The organism is Pantoea sp. CTOTU50773 (genome assembly GCF_032082325.1).
Lineage (GTDB): Bacteria > Pseudomonadota > Gammaproteobacteria > Enterobacterales > Enterobacteriaceae > Pantoea > Pantoea communis.
Window position 1 is genome coordinate 15,487 of sequence record NZ_DAMDQC010000037.1, and the last position, 16,972, is coordinate 32,458.

The window sequence follows — 16,972 nt, forward strand, 5'->3', positions numbered from 1 at the left end:
CGCCAGCCCGTTTGAGTCACTAATTATCTACCACTTCGCCACTTTTCTTCAGCAGTGGACAATCGGTGACACCCACAATACCGCTGTCGGTATGCAGATATTGCGCGGTGATCATGCCGCGTGCAGTGAGATAGCTACACTGTAAGCCCAGTCCAGCGGCGTTTTTGTTGCTTCCGGTCAGTACGCCATAGCCGGTAAACAGCATCCCTAACCAGACCACTGCCACCACGATTATCGCCCGAATGAATAGTTTCATCTTATCTCCTTGTGATACACAACGCAGCTATCCTGAAGTCGCTGCGATTTCTATAGTAGCAGCATGACGCGTCCTGCTCATGAAATCGATCAGAGATAACTGAAAGCCATCAAGATGCGGGATAATCTGCTTTCCACCGGCAACCATTATCTTTTCCGCACACAACGAGTAGAATCAGCGGCGGTGTAAGTGTTTTATGTTTGACAATAGAGGCAGTTATGAACGAGTTAGCCGCAAATACCAGTCCGCTGTTCAGTTATGGTGTACTGGCCATCATTATTGTTGTGGCCTTGATAGCCTGGTTCTTCGTTAACCGGGCCAGCATGCGCGCCAGTGAACAGATTCGTTTGCTGGAAGCTCTGCTGGAAGAGCAGAAAAAACAGAATGCATTGTTGCGCCGCCTGGCGGAAAGTCAGCGCGTGGAGCAGGAAACGCCAGAGACGGAAGAGCCGCGCGAATTTATCCGCATGATCCCGGAACGCTAAGTTCCTGAATCTGGCAAGGAGGCGAAATGCCCTAGCAAAATCCCTGGTACGACGCAACGCTGGCGCATCACACGCCAGAAGGTTTCCGCAATCCGGAACCGGAATTGCGCCAGCCAGGGGATTTGCAGCGCTGGCGGCGGGAGCGCAAAGCGGACCATTTGCCGCTGCCGCCTCAGGCCGGTTATCCGGCATTCATTGCCCGCTGGTATCAGGAAAGCGATCTGGGCGGTGATGACGATCGCGTCTGGTGGTTAGGTCATGCCGCCGTGTTGATGCGGCTCAATCGCCGCTATATTCTCATCGATCCGGCACTCTCTGCGCGTGCTTCACCGCTGCCGTTTGCTGGACCACAGCGTAAAACGCCCGCTCCGCTCCATATTGCACAGTTGCCACATCTCGACGTGGTACTGATTTCGCACAATCACTACGACCATCTCGATCGACCTACGGTAAAGCGCATCGCACGTCGTTTCCCGGATGCGCAATTTGTTGTGCCGCTGGGTATGGGAACCTGGTGTCGCAAACGTGGCGTGCGTCATGTCACCGAACGCGACTGGTGGCAATCCATTGATATCGCAGGAGTGACGCTGACTGCCGTACCCGCGCGGCACTGGAGCATGCGAACTTTCTGGGATCGTAATCGCTCACTGTGGTGTGGCTGGGTGGTGCGAAACCAGAGTGTGAATTTTTGGTTTTCAGGTGACAGTGGCTATAGCGAAAACCTGTTAGAAATTGCTGAACGTCTCGGGCCCTTTAATCTTGCCGCGTTGCCCATTGGCGCTTATGCACCAAAATGGTTCATGCGCGGTCAACATATGGACCCCGATCAGGCGGTGCGTTTATGGCAGGCGATAGGGCGTCCGTTAACGCTGCCGATCCACTGGGGTGTGTTTGAACTGGCGGATGATCCTTTAGATGAACCTCCTGCCGCTTTGGCGCAAGCAATGCAATCCGCGGGAGAAGGGGACTCACGCTTTATGCCATGGAGAATAGGCACCAGCCGAAGCTTGCAGAATAGTGATTCAGATGTGTCCTAAGCCCGATTTGTTAAATCAAGCGTCGCAGTGCGTTTTTTTAACATTTAATTGTAGAGTCGTTAGTTAAAAATAAGATAACCGCCAAAACGAGCGTGCATATATTTGGGGCAAGAGCGCTTATATTTTCCTGATTTTGGTGCAAAACAATTAATGACTTGTACTTAATAAATCGGATTGTACAACTTTTGCTCAGCGCACGAATGTTGCATTCCACGTTAATTTTTTGGCGAAATATTTTATCAATGCCATATTAATGCAATACTTTTTGCGTAGCCTTGACCGCTTTAATTGTGCTGGTTTAGATTGCGTCGCTACGCTTGACTAATGTACGTACTGGCGCTAACTACTCTGACAAATAACATTTTTTTGTGCAGTTATTCCGTCATCTGTCAATATGCTAATGGCAGAAGAGTGCAGAGCAACGGCCAATTATGTGCGTCATGTCGATCACCGTTTAAAAATGGCTTGCCATTAATTTGCGGATATGTGATAACGACTCTTGGGTCAAACGAGGTACAGTTCTGTTTATGTATGGCATCTTCAGTAAAGAAGTTACGAGTAAAGACGTTGACGTTGAATTCCGCTTCCTTGCCGAACCTTAAATTAGTGCCTCATTCAGTAACGTCTCTGGTTTATCTGTAAGACTGCCTTCGGGCAATATAAACAATCAAAGGAATTTGCAAAAATGGCAAAGATTAAAGGTCAGGTTAAGTGGTTCAACGAGTCTAAAGGTTTTGGTTTCATTACTCCTGCTGACGGCAGCAAAGATGTGTTCGTACACTTCTCTGCAATCCAGGGTAACGGCTTCAAAACTCTGGCTGAAGGCCAGGCTGTTGAGTTCGAAATTCAGGACGGCCAGAAAGGTCCAGCTGCAGTAAACGTTACTGCTATCTGATTTCGTTCTCAGACTCGGTGCCATGCGCCGCTGACACGAATTGTAAAGCCCTGGTCTCTGACCGGGGCTTTTCTTTTATCCTTTCTGTTGCCAGACGATCAGGGTAAACTGCGCGCGAATCGTGAACCCGGAGTTGTCTATGTCTTTGATTTGCCCCCTTTGCCAGCAACATTTGCACCAGCAAGCCAACAGCTTCCGCTGCGATGCAGGTCACCAATTCGATCAGGCTAAAGAAGGGTACGTTAATTTGTTGCCGGTGCAGCATAAAGGCTCAAAGGAACCGGGTGACAGTGCGGAAATGCTGCTGGCACGTCGCGCATTTCTTGATGCCGGCCACTATCAGCCATTACGCGATGCAGTGGCGCAACATCTGGCACAGCGCCTGAATGGCCAGGCGGCACAGGTATTGGATATTGGCTGTGGCGAGGGTTACTACACCGCAGCAATGGCAGAAGCCCTTCCGCAGGCGCAGTTGTTTGGCCTGGATGTGGCGAAAGCGGCGATTCGCATGGCGGCTAAACGTTATCGCACGGTGAAATTTTGTGTCGCCTCCAGCCAGCGTTTACCCTTTGCTGATGCATCGCTGGAGGGCATTGTGCGCATCTATGCTCCCTGTAATGAAACCGAACTGAACCGGGTGGTGAAAACGGGCGGCTATCTGCTGACGGTGACGCCGGGTCCACATCATCTTCAGCAGTTCAAGGCGCTGATTTATCGTGAAGTGCAGCTGCACGCGGCAGAAGAAAAGGCTTACGAAGGTTTTAGCCAGGTCGGGCAACACAATCTGCGTTATGAGATGACGTTAAATGGGGCCGAAGCGGTGAGCTTGCTGCAGATGACGCCTTTTGCCTGGCGCGCGCGCGAAGAAGTCTGGCAACAGCTGGTGGCAGCCGATAGCTTTAGCTGCGATGCCGACTTCATGCTGACGCTATGGCAGCGCACTTAACGCGCTTCCACCAGCGTATTGTAGATACGTTCCAGGTCGTCGAGCTGTTGCACAGCAATCAGCAGGCGACGCTGTTCCAGTTGCATGACTAAAATGCCATCCTCAGACAAGTTCATACTTTGAATACGACGATAGTCGATCCACACGCTGCCGAAGAACAGTCCCTCTGTCTTCATCAACAGTTTCGGCGTGCGTAGCCAGAACAGCCAGATTGCCATAAAGCACAGCACCATCAGCAGCGTGGTGGTGAGCTGCGGGCCATGGTTGCTGACGTTATTCCACAGCAAAATCAGCAGCAACACGATAAAAATGCCGCTGTCGATCTTATGGCGACGACGCAGCGCGACACGCAATTTGGTCGGCCCCTTGCGCCGCGGCAGGATAGCGTCATCGTAAATTGCGAACAGGGCGAAAGCGATGATCAGCAGGGCAATCAGAGCGTCAGTCAGTGACATTACATTTTCTTCCTCAACCGAATTTACCTCAACGTTGGCGCTCAGGTAACTTCGCTGAAAACTGCCGGGAGCCGAAGCCCCCGGCGAGATGATTACAGACCGAGCAGGCCGATCCAGTAACCAAAGATACCCAGGGCAAAGAAGCCCACGATAATCCACAGTGCGTTAACTTTACGGCGCAGCAGCCACATACAGCCGAAGGTCAGCAGCAGCGGGATTAAGCCCGGCATCAGCTGATCGAGGATCGATTGAACGGTGGTCACGGTGGTTTTGCCGGTGTGATCGGTAATGCGGGACACCACAAGCGGCACGTTCACGTGTGTCCACTTGTTGACCAGCGCCCCCATGACAAACAGGCCGAGAATCGACGCCCCCTCCGTGAGCTTTTGCAGGAAGCCGCCACCCATATCGCTGACGATATCCACGCCTTTGCGATAACCATACGCCACACCGTAATAACGCGTCAGCATACGCACGGCGTTAAACAGAATGAAGAACAGCAGGGGACCGAGCAAGCTGCCGCTCATCGCGATACCGGCACCGAGTGCAGCAAACACCGGGCGAACGGTACCCCAGAAGATCGGGTCGCCCACCCCCGCCAGCGGTCCCATCAGGCCGACTTTAATGCCGTTAATCGCGGCATCATCAATCGCCGCGCCGTTAGCACGCTGCTCTTCCATCGCCATGGTAACGCCGAGCACCGGTGCTGCCACGTATGGATGGGTATTAAAGAATTCCAGATGACGCTTAATCGCCTGTTTACGATCGTCGTTGTTCTCAGGATAGAGGCGACGAATCACCGGCACCATAGAGAAGCAGAAGCCCAGCGCCTGCATACGTTCAAAGTTCCATGAACCCTGAAACAGGTTAGAGCGGATGAACACACCACGGACATCGCTCGGGGTGAGTTTCTTTTGCGTGTTAGTTGTATCAACCATGATTTCACCTGTTCCTAGTCGAGTTCGTTGTCGAGGTCATTGTGTGCAGGGCCGGCAGCGGCCGCGCCTGCTGTACGGTTATATTTCGGCGCCAGCTGGATATACAGCACCGCCATGACCACACCAATCACGCCCAGAGCAACCAGGTTGAAGTTGGTGAAGGCCGCCGTCACAAAGCCCAGATAGAAGAACGGCATCAGGTAGCCTGCGCGCATCATGTTGATGACCATCGCGTAACCGACCACCACGATCATGCCACCGGCGATGTTCAGACCGTTGGTGACCACTTCTGGAATTGAACTCAGCAGTTCCTGTACCACGCTGGTACCGACTGAAATCGCCACAATCAGGGCTGGAATTGCAATACGCATCGCCTGCAATACCAGTGCAGAGACGTGGATCCAGCTGATGGCGCTCAGATTGCCTTTCTCGGCGGCCTTATCGGCAGCGTGCTGGAAGGCAACGGTGATGGTACGGACGATGATGGTCAGAACCTGGCCGGCTGCCGCCAGTGGAATCGCCAGTGCGATACCCGCACCAACACTTTGGCCACCTGCGATAACCAGAATGGTCGAAATGATGGAGGCCAGTGCCGCATCGGGTGCAACCGCCGCACCGATGTTCATCCAGCCCAGCGCGATCATTTCCAGGGTACCACCGATGATGATACCGGTTTTCATGTCACCCAGAACCGCACCAATCAAGGTACAGGCCACCAGTGGACGGTGGAACTGGAACTCATCAAGAATCGATCCCATCCCGGCAATACAAGCCACAATAAATATCAGGATGATTTGTAGCGTGGTTATTTCCATTGCTTTTCTCCTCAGCAAGGTCTCAAGTATTCGCCCGCCAGCGCAGGCAAAAGCGAACTACTGATTGACCTTGGCAATCAGGTCCATCATTTTCAGTCTTGGGTCGTTTGAAACTTTACGCACTTCCAACTCAATACCGCGTTCATTCAGTTTACGGAAGGCTTCAATGTCCTTCTGATCGACCGAAACTGCGTTGTTGACCTGGGTTTTACCCTGTTTGAATGCCATGCCGCCGATGTTGACCGACTTGATATCCACGCCTTGTTCAACAATCCGTTCCACATCGGTAGGATTGGTGAACAGCAGCATCACGCGGTCACGGCCATATTTCGGGTTGTTCCACACGCGGATCATCTTGGCAATATCCACCACGTGTGCGGTCACGCCAGGAGGGGCCACCTGCGTCAGCAGCGTTTTACGCACATGGTCATTAGCCACTTCATCACTGACGACGATGATGCGAGTCACGTTGGTCTCTTTGGTCCAGCGGGTTGCCACCTGGCCGTGAATTAAACGGTCATCGATGCGCGCCAGGCCGATCTTCATGTGCTCGCCTGGTGCCAAAGGCTTTTGCGGTTGCGCCGGGGCTTGTGCGGCAACGGGTGCTGCAGCTTCCGGGGTAGGGGTTTCGGTCTTGAGGGCTTTAACACCTTCGCGGCCGGCTTCCACGGCAATATGAATCAATTCCTCAAAGGATGGATTATCATCGCGCCCCATCAGGGTTTCCACCAGCATCGGGATGTTCACCCCGGCGATGACGTCATAATCCGGCTTATCCACCACAATGCGGCTGGCCGCGTTGAATGGACTGCCACCCCAGGTATCCACCAGGAACAGCACGCCTTTCGACGTGTCGAGTTCTGCCAGTCTCGCCTGATACTTTTCGATTAGCGTTTCTGCATTTTCGCCGGGCACGAAATCAATCCATCCGACATTTTCCTGCTCACCCAACAACATTTCTGCTGTTTTAAGCAGCTGTTCTGCCGCCCAGCCATGTGTACCAATTACAATAGCAATGGTCACTTGCTACCTCCGTTCGCATGAGAGATTCTCTGGCATTGCCGGGAATCATTGAGAATTACCGTTGTTGATTCAGGTGGATCGTTTGGGTCTAAGATGAAGAGTCGCATCAATAAATGTTCCGAAACTGTCCGCTGCACAGCAGTAAGGTCGCGATTTATTTTAGTGTGCGAAAAAATAATTTATGTGATGTTTGTCAGCTATTTCGAGCGTAACGCTGCAAAATTGCATTTATGTTCGTTATTCCTGCGTTTGTGCAGTTGTTTGTAAATGTAATAAAATTTTTTGACGTTGTTGATGTAACTGATACATTAGCGTTCTGTTTAATATTCAGGAGTATCGGGCTTCAGCTCACCTATATGGACCGTCACCGACGTCGCTCAACATGTTCTCAGCGCTTTCTGGCGCACACTACAACGCTCTTCAGCGTGACCTCATTTGCTAACGATCTCTCGTCTCGCTTCACCGCGCAGGCTCAATCTCGTTCGCCCCTCTGTGTTGTAAGGAGTCATTGATGGAATTTCTCTTCGACCCCTCAATTTGGGCGGGTTTGCTAACGCTGATCGTGCTGGAGATCGTTCTCGGCATCGACAACCTGGTGTTCATCGCCATCCTGGCGGACAAGCTGCCACCGAAACAGCGTGATAAAGCGCGTTTGATCGGTCTGTCACTCGCTCTCGTGATGCGATTGGGCCTGCTGTCGCTGATTTCCTGGATCGTGACATTGACGCGACCCCTATTCAGCGTAGGCGATTTCAGTTTTTCCGGGCGAGATTTAATTCTGTTGTTCGGTGGTTTGTTCCTGTTATTCAAGGGAACCATGGAACTGCATGAGCGGTTGGAAAACCGCGGCATGGAACATCAGGGCAACAAAGGTTATGCCAGCTTCTGGGCCGTGGTGATCCAGATTGTGGTGCTGGACGCGGTATTCTCGCTTGATGCGGTGATTACCGCAGTGGGGATGGTCAACCATCTGCCGGTGATGATGACCGCCGTGGTGATTGCCATGGGTGTGATGCTGTTGGCTTCGAAGCCGTTGACCAACTTCGTCAATGCCCATCCGACGGTTGTGGTGCTGTGCTTAAGCTTCCTGCTGATGATTGGTTTGTCATTGGTGGCGGAAGGCTTCGGTTTCCACATTCCGAAAGGCTATCTGTACGCCGCAATTGGCTTCTCGATTGTGATTGAGCTGTTCAACCAAATTGCGCGTCGTAACTTTATTCGCCATCAGGAACATCGGCCGATGCGAGAACGTACGGCTGAAGCGATCTTGCGTCTGATGGGCGGTCGCCAGCGTCATCAGCCGGTGACCACTGAAGAAGCTGCGCTGACGCAGGCGATGCCACAGGAAGCGTTTAAAGACGAAGAACGTTACATGATCAACGGTGTGTTGACGCTGTCACAGCGCTCCATTCGTAGCATCATGACGCCGCGCGGCAATATCTCCTGGGTTGATGCTGAACGTCCGGTGGATGAAATTCGTATTCAGCTCCTCGACACGCCGCACAGTTTGTTCCCGGTATGTCGCGGTGAGCTGGATGAGATCATCGGCGTGGTGCGTGCTAAAGAACTGCTGGTGGCGCTGGAGCATGGTATGGACGTGGCGACGTTTGCTGCTACCACTCCGGCGATAGTGGTGCCTGAAACGCTGGATCCGATCAACCTGCTGGGCGTACTGCGCCGCGCTAAAGGCAGCTTTGTCATCGTCACCAACGAATTTGGTGTGGTGCAAGGTTTGATAACCCCACTGGACGTGCTGGAAGCGATTGCCGGTGAGTTCCCGGATGAAGATGAAACGCCCGATATTATCGCGGATGGTGATAGCTGGTTAGTGAAGGGCGGTACCGATCTGCACTCACTGCAGCAGTTGCTCGACCACCATGAGCTGGTGGATCGGGAAGAAGATCATGCCTCGCTGGCGGGTCTGTTGATTGCCCAGAAAGGCCAACTGCCGCAGCCTGGTGAGATCATCGACCTGCCGCCGCTGCACTTCCAAATCATTGAGGCTACGGATTATCGTATCGACCTGGTGCGCGTAACCAAAGATAAGCCGCATGAAGATGAAGAGCATGAGGCGTAAGCGCTAAGTTAATTGTCATCGAAAAGGCCGATATCCACGATATCGGCCTTTTGTATTTCTGTGACCCGATCCGAATACAGCGCTATGCAGACCGCAAAAATGCCACATGAAGCCGGTAAAGGGGGATGAGGAGTAAAGCGTACGCCGCAGGGATGCGGCGTCCGAGGCTACAGGGATGTATTCACGCCGTCTTTACGGAACATCCCCCTTTACCGGCTGGAACGCACCACCAGACACAGCAATCGAACGCATCATGAAACAGAGCAATCGAACGCACCATCAAACAGAGCAATCCAACCCAGCATCAGACACAACAATACAACCCAACATCAGGCCCTAAGATGCGCCTGATGCTGCTCCAGCCACACAGGGAAATCTTCGATGGGCATTGGACGGGCGTAATAATAGCCCTGTAAATGATCCACGCCGCGCTCACGCAGATAGTGTGCCTGCTCCGCGGTTTCCACGCCCTCAGCCACTAACGCAATGTTCAAACGCTGCGCCAGCGAAATCACCATATCTGTCACCGTGGCGTTAATCGCGTCGGTGCCGATGGCCGCAGTGAAAATCTTGTCAATTTTCAGCACGTCCGGCTTCAGGTCTTTCAGGTAGGCGAGGGAACTGTGTCCGGTACCGAAATCGTCAATCGCCAGGCGCACGCCGATCTCATGCAACTGCGACACCACAGATTGATCAATAACCGGCAGCGCATCGCGCTCGGTCAACTCGACCACCAGCTTCGGCAGCGGGTTAGCGGGCCACCAGATACTTTGCAGATCCTCGACAATCGCACGATCGCGGAAATGGCTGGCGGCAACGTTAATCGCAATATGGAAAGAAGAACATTGCGGCAGGTTAGGCAACTCATCCACCACTTTGGCTAACACAAAGCGCGTCAGTGGTGCTATCAGGTTCTGACGCTCAGCTAGCGGGATAAACACATCCGGCGCAACCCAGCCTTGACGCGCATTGTGCCAGCGCAGCAACAACTCCATGCCATCGCACTCACCACTTTTGGCGTTAATCAGCGGCTGGCAATACACCATAAATTCATTCGCGGTAATGCCATAGCTGATTTGCCAGCTGAGGCTCATGCGGTTCGCGGTGGCTAACCAAACGATATAGCCCATCAGCAAACTCAGCAGCACCGCCAACGGTAGCTGTGAAGGAAGCGTATGCAACGCCAGACGCGCTGGAGAAGGGCCATACAAGGTAATGCTGTAGGGGTAACGCAGTGAAGCCTGATCAAAAGCCACTTCATCTTCCGATGGCACTGTCTCTTCAATCAGCGGATTGCCATATTCCAGACTCTGTCCGCCGACATTAAAAATGGCCCGTTCGACCCAAGGTAACTGTGGCTCTAGCAAATAATTCGTCATCAATTCCACATTGATAACCTGCAGCAGCCCATCGCGATTATCCAGCGATTTGGGTGTCCACAGCAGCAAGACCGGTGAGCCTTTCAGCAGATAATTATCGGTGGTCAGCATCATGCGCTGATTATTAATCGCCAACTCTGGATAGGTCTGGCTAAACGAAATATTGCGCGGGCCGTAAATACTGGAGCAGTAAATACTGTCATCCTGCACCAGCAGGATGGTGCGCACGGTCTGCAATGAAGAAATCTTTTCGATTAACGGATAGCGAACTTGTGCGCAAGGCACGCCAACCAGCCCAAGCGTGTTGTTGGCGGAGACATCCAGCGGGGAGAACATGCGGTCAAAGCGCTCAATGGCGCGACTGGCAAAATTCAGGGACTGCTGCTCAATACGCGATTTCTCTTCGATATAACGAAAAGTCAGCGTGAGAATCAGAACCAGCGCCGCGATCACCAACGCGATAAGCAAACGCTTACGGCGAAATTGACCGACAAATTGCTGGGGAATGAGCATCAGTAACCACCTTGCAAAACAAAAATTGAAGCCAAATTAACGTGTAGGTTATCGGCATTGAGGCGGCCAGGTTTAGCGCACCGCAGAGAAAAAAAGCGGCACTAAAAAACAGCGCGGCCACTAAGGGCCGCGCGCAAATTAATGTATCTGGTTTACTCACAGGGAGGTAGCGTGAGATGCAGAAAAAAATCTAATTGATTATTTTTTCAACACACCTGGTCAATCACATTGAACTTTGATCGCCAGGCCACCGCGTGAGGTTTCACGATATTTGGCATTCATGTCTTTACCAGTTTCGTACATAGTTTCGATCACCTTATCCAGTGAAACACGTGGTTCACTGGTACGGCGCAACGCCATGCGCGCAGCATTGATGGCTTTCACTGAGGCGATAGCATTACGTTCGATACACGGCACCTGCACCTGACCTGCCACCGGGTCACAGGTCAATCCCAGGTTATGTTCCATACCGATTTCAGCGGCGACACACACCTGCTCCGGGCTGGCGCCGAGCAACTCCGCCAGGCCAGCGGCAGCCATCGAACAGGCCACACCGACTTCGCCCTGACAGCCCACCTCAGCACCTGAAATCGAGGCATTCATTTTATACAACACGCCAATGGCACCCGAGGCCAGGAAGTAACGGATGAAGATGTCCGGCGTCACGGTCTCAATAAAGTGATCGTAATAGGCCAGCACCGCAGGGACGATACCGCAGGCGCCGTTGGTTGGCGCGGTGACCACACGTCCACCGGCGGCATTTTCTTCATTGACCGCCAGGGCAAACATGTTGACCCAATCAATCACGTTCATCGGGTCATTGGAGTGCTTGGAAGAAGAAACCAGTAAACGACGCAACGAGGCAGCGCGGCGCGGCACGCGCAGTGGACCCGGCAATACGCCTTCCGTATTTAAGCCGCGATCGATACAGGCCTGCATGGTTTGCCAGACGTTGCCGAAATAGGCATATATGTCTTCACGGCTGTGCAGCGCCAGCTCATTCTTCATCACCAAACCGGAAAGGGACAATCCACTTTCATGGCAGTGGCTCAACAACTCTTTGGCAGAGTTGAACGCATACGGCACCGAGACCTCATCCAGTACGGATTGGCCGAAATGCTCTTCATCAACGATAAATCCGCCGCCAATCGAGTAGTAGGTCTTGGTCAGGATCAGCAGATCGCCGGCAAAGGCGAAAACCGTCATGCCGTTTTCATGCAACGACAGATTTTCACTGCGGAACACCATGCCGCCTTCGCGTGGGAAGTCGACTTCACGTGCACCGTTCGCCAGCAGCAGGCGCTCGCGCTGCTCGACGTCTTTAATAAAAGCGGGAATGCTATCGATATCCACGGTGGCGGGCTCAAAGCCGGCCAGCCCCATAATGATGGCGATATCGGTATGGTGACCTTTACCTGTGAGCGACAGCGAGCCATAGACGTCGACGGCAATGCGCGTCACGTTTTGCAATTTGCCCTGTTCGGCCAGCAGATCAACAAACTGCTTGCCCGCTTTCATCGGACCTACGGTATGTGAACTGGATGGGCCAATGCCCACTTTGAACATGTCAAAAACACTAATCACCGGTGACACTCCTCACAAATCTTATTCTGTACGGCTGAGGCCGTTTATGCGGCTAATAGTAATCGTCCGCGTGACTCAGCGAGCAGCTTTTCGCATGAAATAAACTAATTATAAGCCACAGAAATAGTTATCCCATTCTGCGGTTGTAAAGTGGATCGAGTTTATGGCGGAAGTAACATGCAGCGCGGAACTCAGGGAAGGGCGATTTGCTGACTTAATGCGCGAATAATACCGGCGGTCATGCCCCAGATAAAATAATCCTCATACCACGATAACCACACCTGATGCTGACGATGACCACGGCGCAAGCTGAGTCCACTGTAGCGACTGAGACGCAGGGCTTCTGCCAGCGGCATCGCGAAGGTGCTTTCCACTTCGTCAGGATTAATATTGAGAGGCAGGTCCGCTGGAATAATGCCGACCACCGGCGTGACGGCAAAACCGGTGCTGCTGGTCACGGGCGGTAACACACCCACGACGCTAACCTGAGCGGGGTGAATGCCGACTTCTTCTTCGGCCTCACGCAGTGCAGTGTGGATCAGCGAATCATCCGTTGCATCCTGCATGCCGCCGGGGAACGCGACCTGGCCCGCGTGTTTCCGCAGGTGTGATGAGCGACGCGTCAGCAGTAAACCCGGTTCAGCACCGTCGATCACCGGTACCAACACGGCCGCTCGCCGCCCGCTGATAACGCTTTTGGGCGCACTCACAGGGGGTTGCATGACAAAGCGGTTCAGGAACTGGTCGAGCGTCAGGCTCATTTAAACCTCGCCGCTCAGGCTGGGCAAGATACGATTGACCTTGTGGAAGGTCTCCTGATATTCCAGCTCCACATCGCTATCCGCCACCAGGCCACCACCTGCCGCACAATAAAGATGCTGATTTTCAGCGATTAACGTGCGGATAGTGATGCTGGTATCCATGCGACCACACAGGCTGATGTAACCGATGCTGCCGCACCAGGCGTTGCGGCGCTGCGGTTCCAGTTCCTCAATAATCTCCATCGCGCGAATTTTTGGTGCACCGGTAATGGAGCCGCCGGGGAAACAGGCGCGCAGGAGATCGGTTGCGCCGAGATGTTGAGGTAGTCGCGCTCGTACTGTGCTCACCAGATGATGCACCGCCGGGAAAGGTTCCACTACAAACAACTCAGGGACGCTAACGCTACCAGGTTCTGCCACGCGGCCAATGTCATTGCGCAGCAAATCGACAATCATCAGGTTCTCGGCGCGATCTTTTTCCGCATGGCCCAGTTTCTCAGCCTGCAAGCGATCGGCTTCTGGATCGGCTAAGCGTGGCAAAGTGCCTTTGATCGGACGGGTTTCAATCCCCTTTTGCTGTAACGAGAGAAAGCGTTCCGGTGACAGACTGAGAATGACGCTTTTAGGTAAGCGGATAAAAGCACTGAAAGGCGCACGGTTGTCGCGGTTGAGTCGTAAAAAGGCCAGCCACTCGTCGCCGTGATAGCGAGCCTGAAAGCGTTGCGCCAGATTCACCTGATAGCAATCACCGGCCTGAATGTAATGTTGAACCTGTGCAAAACGCGCGGCATATTCATCAAAACTGAGGTTTGACTGCCAGTCGCTGGTTAGCGCAAAAGCTTTAGGCTGCGGAATCGCCTGCGCCTGCAGCCACTGCCAGCGTTGCCCGGCATCGGTGAGTGAAATCAGGGTGAGTTTTTGCTGATGATGATCCGCGATCAAAGCCCAATCGTAGATGCCGACTGCCATATCCGGCGTTGTCAGATCCTGCTCAGCGCGCTGCGGTAAGATTTCAAAGCGGCGTCCCAGATCATAACCAAACAAACCCAGCGCGCCGCCCTGGAAAGGCAGATCAGCATCAAACAGTGGAGTCGCGCCCAGCATTTCGCACTGTTGCTGCACCAGGTGCAGTGGATCATCGGCGGAGAGGATCACCTTGCCATCACAGTCGATTTCCGTCATCTCGCCGCGCGTGGTAAGCGTGGCACGGGGATCCGCCGTTAAAATGTCAAAACGATTATCGGCATGGTCGGCATGGCCTGAGGTGAGCAACATCGCCCAGGGACGATGAGCAAGCGCAGAAAAACGGTGCAACAGCGCATCCGGCGTATACTTCAGGTTAAGGGTTTTTACGATCATCGGGCTAATTAATCCAACAAGCAGGCGCGTAGCCTGGCACATTTTTTTGTCGCTGGCACCTGTTTGTTCCTCATGGAATAATGCGTCCCCTTTTGCACCAGGAGCAAATAATGTTTACAGGTCTTCCGGCTTTATCTCATGAACAGCAGCAGCAAGCTGTGGAACGTATCCAGGAATTGATGGCGGGTGGCATGGCGAGTGGTCAGGCGATTGCGCAAGTGGCACACGAGATCCGTCAGAGCTATCAGGGTGAATCGATTCGGGCGATGTTCGAAGACGACGAAGAAGACGAATAACGCCCGAAAGGGTTACAGTGCGGCGATGATTTTGATTTCCACTTTGTACTTCGGATTCATCAACTCGGCTTGCACGGTGCAACGCACTGGCGCGTTGTCAGGTGAAACCCACGCATCCCATGCACGGTTCATGGCCGGAAAGTCAGCTTTATCGACCAGGAAAATTGTGGCATCAAGAATCTTACTTTTGTCTGATCCGACTCGGGTCAGAATCGCGTCAATCACCGCCAGCGCGTTGGCGGTTTGCGCTTCGGCATCGTCATCCAGATTTTCTGGCACGCTGGTGTAATAGACGGTCTGGTTATGCACAACGGCTTCTGACATGCGGGGTGCGGGATCAATACGCGTAATGGTCATGGTGTTCTCCTGTAATTTCGCTGCGCTAGCCTGCCATATCCAGTAGGGCGCTGTCATCTGTTGTGGTCGCCTCAGGGGAATCCTGACATAATTACAGTGTTTTTGACCAATCGGTGAGGATGTGTGGCAGACGATTTTGCAGCAGATGGCGCGCTGGCGCAGGCTATTCCAGGTTTCAAACCGCGTGCCGCGCAGCGTGAAATGGCGCAAGCGGTCATGGAAGCGGTGAAGAAGGGCGGTGAGCTGGTGGTCGAAGCCGGCACCGGTACCGGTAAAACCTATGCCTATCTGGCACCCGCATTGCGTGCGAAAAAAAAGGTCATTATCTCGACCGGATCCAAAGCACTACAGGATCAGCTGTATAACCGCGATTTGCCCACCATCGCTCGTGCCCTGAAGTTCAGCGGTAAAACTGCCCTGCTGAAGGGGCGTTCCAACTATTTATGCCTCGAACGTCTCGAACAGCAGAATCAAACCGGTGGCGATCTCACCGTGCAGGCGCTCGGGGATTTAATTAATGTGCGCAGCTGGTCAAATCAAACTTCGGATGGCGATGTCAGCAGCTGTTCCGGCGTGGCCGAAGACAGTCCGATCTGGCCCTTTGTCACCAGCACTAACGATAACTGCCTTGGCAGCGATTGCCCGCTCTACAAAGATTGCTTTGTGGTGAAAGCGCGTAAAAAAGCCATGGATGCCGATGTGGTGGTGGTGAACCACCATCTGTTCCTTGCCGATCTTGTCGTGAAAGAGGGCGGATTTGGCGAGCTGATTCCTGAGGCTGATGTGATGATCTTCGATGAAGCGCATCAGCTACCCGATATCGCCAGTCAGTACTTTGGTCAGCAGCTTTCGAGCCGCCAACTGCAGGACCTCGCCAAAGACATCATTATTGCCTATCGCACTGAGGTGCGCGACGTGCAGCAGCTACAGAAATCAGCCGACCGTCTGGCACAGTGCGCCCAGGATTTCCGTTTAACGCTCGGCGAGCCGGGTTTTCGCGGCAATCTGCGTGACCTGCTAAGCGACAACAACATCATGCGCATGTTGACCCTGCTGGATGATGCGCTGGAGCTTTGCTACGACGTGATTAAATTGTCGCTGGGGCGCTCGGCGTTGCTGGATGCGGCGTTTGAGCGCGCCGCGTTATATCGCACTCGCCTTAAACGTCTGCGCGCCATTGATGAACCCGGCTTTAGCTACTGGTATGAATGCACCAGCCGCCACTTTACGCTGGCGTTAACCCCGCTATCGGTCGCAGAACGTTTTCGTGAAGTGATGGATAACCGTAAAGCGGCGTGGGTATTCACCTCCGCCACGCTGGCGGTGAATGAGCAGATGAGCCACTTCTCCAGCCGATTGGGCGTCGACAAAGCCACCACCATGATTCTCGACAGTCCTTTCGATTACACCCAGCAGGCGCTGTTATGTGTGCCTCGCAATATGCCGGAACCCAATCAACCCGGCGGTGCCCGTAAGCTGGCACAGATGATGAAACCGCTGATCGATGCCAATAAAGGACGCTGCTTCTTCCTCTGTACTTCGCACAAGATGATGCGCGAACTGGCCGCCGAATTCCGCGCCTCGATGACTTTGCCGGTGTTGTTGCAAGGAGAAACCAGTAAAGGCCAGCTGCTGAAGCAGTTCCTTGAGGCCGGTAACGCCTTACTGGTAGCGACCAGCAGTTTCTGGGAAGGCGTTGATGTGCGAGGTGATGCGCTGTCATTGGTGATTATCGATAAGCTGCCGTTTACCTCGCCGGAAGATCCGTTGCTAAAAGCGCGCATGGAAGATTGTCG

General features: G+C 53.3%; 18 protein-coding genes. 8 read left to right on the forward strand and 10 right to left on the reverse strand.

Annotation, left to right across the window (positions count from 1 at the left end; genetic code table 11):
• Window positions 1-19: 19 nt before the first annotated feature.
• Window positions 20-256, reverse strand: coding sequence for a YobH family protein (locus RT340_RS08370; protein ID WP_034828706.1), 237 nt, complete (start codon window positions 254-256; stop codon window positions 20-22).
• 218 nt (window positions 257-474) lie between these two features.
• On the opposite strand from RT340_RS08370, the gene RT340_RS08375 reads away from it, so the two are divergent.
• From RT340_RS08375 to rlmA, 5 genes are all read left to right on the forward strand, one after another.
• Window positions 475-741 (forward strand): YebO family protein, encoded by a 267-nt coding sequence (locus tag RT340_RS08375; protein WP_313375320.1) that lies wholly within the window; start codon window positions 475-477, stop codon window positions 739-741.
• 59 nt (window positions 742-800) lie between these two features.
• A complete protein-coding gene (locus tag RT340_RS08380) occupies window positions 801-1,778 on the forward strand; it encodes an MBL fold metallo-hydrolase (RefSeq protein ID WP_313375334.1) in 978 nt (325 codons plus the stop codon).
• Between the two features lie 527 nt (window positions 1,779-2,305).
• A complete protein-coding gene (locus RT340_RS08385; protein WP_128599124.1) occupies window positions 2,306-2,380 on the forward strand; it encodes a DUF2627 domain-containing protein in 75 nt (24 codons plus the stop codon).
• A gap of 83 nt (window positions 2,381-2,463) precedes the next feature.
• Window positions 2,464-2,673, forward strand: coding sequence for a transcription antiterminator/RNA stability regulator CspE (gene cspE / locus RT340_RS08390; protein WP_034828712.1), 210 nt, complete (start codon window positions 2,464-2,466; stop codon window positions 2,671-2,673).
• A 139-nt stretch (window positions 2,674-2,812) separates the two neighbouring features.
• Window positions 2,813-3,619: a 23S rRNA (guanine(745)-N(1))-methyltransferase gene (gene rlmA, locus RT340_RS08395; protein ID WP_160833636.1), complete on the forward strand. Its 807-nt coding sequence runs from the start codon at window positions 2,813-2,815 to the stop codon at window positions 3,617-3,619.
• Here the strand turns inward: rlmA and RT340_RS08400 are convergent.
• The 4 genes from RT340_RS08400 to manX all read right to left on the reverse strand — a co-directional run bounded on the left by RT340_RS08400 (window position 3,616) and on the right by manX (window position 6,850).
• Entirely contained in the window at window positions 3,616-4,074 is a 459-nt protein-coding gene (locus RT340_RS08400) for a DUF986 family protein (RefSeq protein WP_058960161.1), read from the reverse strand. The genes rlmA and RT340_RS08400 overlap by 4 nt on opposite strands.
• A gap of 92 nt (window positions 4,075-4,166) precedes the next feature.
• Window positions 4,167-5,012, reverse strand: a complete 846-nt coding sequence (locus RT340_RS08405; RefSeq protein WP_038646579.1) for a PTS mannose transporter subunit IID — start codon at window positions 5,010-5,012, stop codon at window positions 4,167-4,169.
• A gap of 14 nt (window positions 5,013-5,026) precedes the next feature.
• Entirely contained in the window at window positions 5,027-5,827 is an 801-nt protein-coding gene (locus RT340_RS08410; RefSeq protein ID WP_034828717.1) for a PTS mannose/fructose/sorbose transporter subunit IIC, read from the reverse strand.
• 57 nt (window positions 5,828-5,884) lie between these two features.
• Complete coding sequence (gene manX, locus RT340_RS08415; protein WP_160833635.1) at window positions 5,885-6,850, reverse strand: PTS mannose transporter subunit IIAB; 966 nt, start codon at window positions 6,848-6,850, stop codon at window positions 5,885-5,887.
• Window positions 6,851-7,361: 511 nt separating this feature from the next.
• Between manX and RT340_RS08420 the strand changes: the two genes are divergently transcribed.
• Window positions 7,362-8,927: a TerC family protein gene (locus RT340_RS08420; RefSeq protein WP_211728425.1), complete on the forward strand. Its 1,566-nt coding sequence runs from the start codon at window positions 7,362-7,364 to the stop codon at window positions 8,925-8,927.
• A gap of 329 nt (window positions 8,928-9,256) precedes the next feature.
• Here the strand turns inward: RT340_RS08420 and RT340_RS08425 are convergent, their stop codons facing one another.
• The 4 genes from RT340_RS08425 to pabB all read right to left on the reverse strand — a co-directional run bounded on the left by RT340_RS08425 (window position 9,257) and on the right by pabB (window position 14,523).
• On the reverse strand, window positions 9,257-10,819 hold the full coding sequence (locus RT340_RS08425; RefSeq protein ID WP_097116880.1) for an EAL domain-containing protein: 1,563 nt from the start codon (window positions 10,817-10,819) through the stop codon (window positions 9,257-9,259).
• A gap of 219 nt (window positions 10,820-11,038) precedes the next feature.
• Window positions 11,039-12,403 carry an L-serine ammonia-lyase gene (locus tag RT340_RS08430; protein ID WP_313375327.1) on the reverse strand — a complete coding sequence of 455 codons (1,365 nt, stop codon included), beginning with the start codon at window positions 12,401-12,403 and terminating at the stop codon, window positions 11,039-11,041.
• Between the two features lie 191 nt (window positions 12,404-12,594).
• On the reverse strand, window positions 12,595-13,164 hold the full coding sequence (locus tag RT340_RS08435) for a CoA pyrophosphatase (protein ID WP_097116881.1): 570 nt from the start codon (window positions 13,162-13,164) through the stop codon (window positions 12,595-12,597).
• Window positions 13,165-14,523 (reverse strand): aminodeoxychorismate synthase component 1, encoded by a 1,359-nt coding sequence (pabB, locus tag RT340_RS08440; protein ID WP_211728426.1) that lies wholly within the window; start codon window positions 14,521-14,523, stop codon window positions 13,165-13,167. It abuts the gene before it with no gap.
• Between the two features lie 110 nt (window positions 14,524-14,633).
• Between pabB and RT340_RS08445 the strand changes: the two genes are divergently transcribed.
• The gene (locus RT340_RS08445; protein ID WP_034828730.1) at window positions 14,634-14,819 is read left to right on the forward strand and encodes a YoaH family protein; all 186 of its coding nucleotides are present in this window, start codon (window positions 14,634-14,636) and stop codon (window positions 14,817-14,819) included.
• Between the two features lie 12 nt (window positions 14,820-14,831).
• Here RT340_RS08445 and RT340_RS08450 read toward each other — a convergent pair whose 3' ends face one another.
• Window positions 14,832-15,176 carry a RidA family protein gene (locus RT340_RS08450; RefSeq protein WP_097116882.1) on the reverse strand — a complete coding sequence of 115 codons (345 nt, stop codon included), beginning with the start codon at window positions 15,174-15,176 and terminating at the stop codon, window positions 14,832-14,834.
• A gap of 123 nt (window positions 15,177-15,299) precedes the next feature.
• On the opposite strand from RT340_RS08450, the gene RT340_RS08455 reads away from it, so the two are divergent.
• The coding region (locus RT340_RS08455) for an ATP-dependent DNA helicase (protein WP_313375331.1) at window positions 15,300-16,972 on the forward strand (1,673 nt) is incomplete at its 3' end.

What these genes read in the sequence shown, in the direction of transcription:
- RT340_RS08445 (WP_034828730.1), top strand. Translation starts at nt 14,634, where the DNA reads ATGTTTACAGGTCTTCCGGCTTTATCTCATGAACAGCAGCAGCAAGCT.
- RT340_RS08370 (WP_034828706.1), bottom strand. Translation starts at nt 256, where the DNA reads ATGAAACTATTCATTCGGGCGATAATCGTGGTGGCAGTGGTCTGGTTA.
- pabB (WP_211728426.1), bottom strand. Translation starts at nt 14,523, where the DNA reads ATGATCGTAAAAACCCTTAACCTGAAGTATACGCCGGATGCGCTGTTG.
- RT340_RS08400 (WP_058960161.1), bottom strand. Translation starts at nt 4,074, where the DNA reads ATGTCACTGACTGACGCTCTGATTGCCCTGCTGATCATCGCTTTCGCC.
- RT340_RS08405 (WP_038646579.1), bottom strand. Translation starts at nt 5,012, where the DNA reads ATGGTTGATACAACTAACACGCAAAAGAAACTCACCCCGAGCGATGTC.
- RT340_RS08450 (WP_097116882.1), bottom strand. Translation starts at nt 15,176, where the DNA reads ATGACCATTACGCGTATTGATCCCGCACCCCGCATGTCAGAAGCCGTT.
- RT340_RS08375 (WP_313375320.1), top strand. Translation starts at nt 475, where the DNA reads ATGAACGAGTTAGCCGCAAATACCAGTCCGCTGTTCAGTTATGGTGTA.
- RT340_RS08410 (WP_034828717.1), bottom strand. Translation starts at nt 5,827, where the DNA reads ATGGAAATAACCACGCTACAAATCATCCTGATATTTATTGTGGCTTGT.
- RT340_RS08425 (WP_097116880.1), bottom strand. Translation starts at nt 10,819, where the DNA reads ATGCTCATTCCCCAGCAATTTGTCGGTCAATTTCGCCGTAAGCGTTTG.
- RT340_RS08435 (WP_097116881.1), bottom strand. Translation starts at nt 13,164, where the DNA reads ATGAGCCTGACGCTCGACCAGTTCCTGAACCGCTTTGTCATGCAACCC.
- RT340_RS08420 (WP_211728425.1), top strand. Translation starts at nt 7,362, where the DNA reads ATGGAATTTCTCTTCGACCCCTCAATTTGGGCGGGTTTGCTAACGCTG.
- cspE (WP_034828712.1), top strand. Translation starts at nt 2,464, where the DNA reads ATGGCAAAGATTAAAGGTCAGGTTAAGTGGTTCAACGAGTCTAAAGGT.
- rlmA (WP_160833636.1), top strand. Translation starts at nt 2,813, where the DNA reads ATGTCTTTGATTTGCCCCCTTTGCCAGCAACATTTGCACCAGCAAGCC.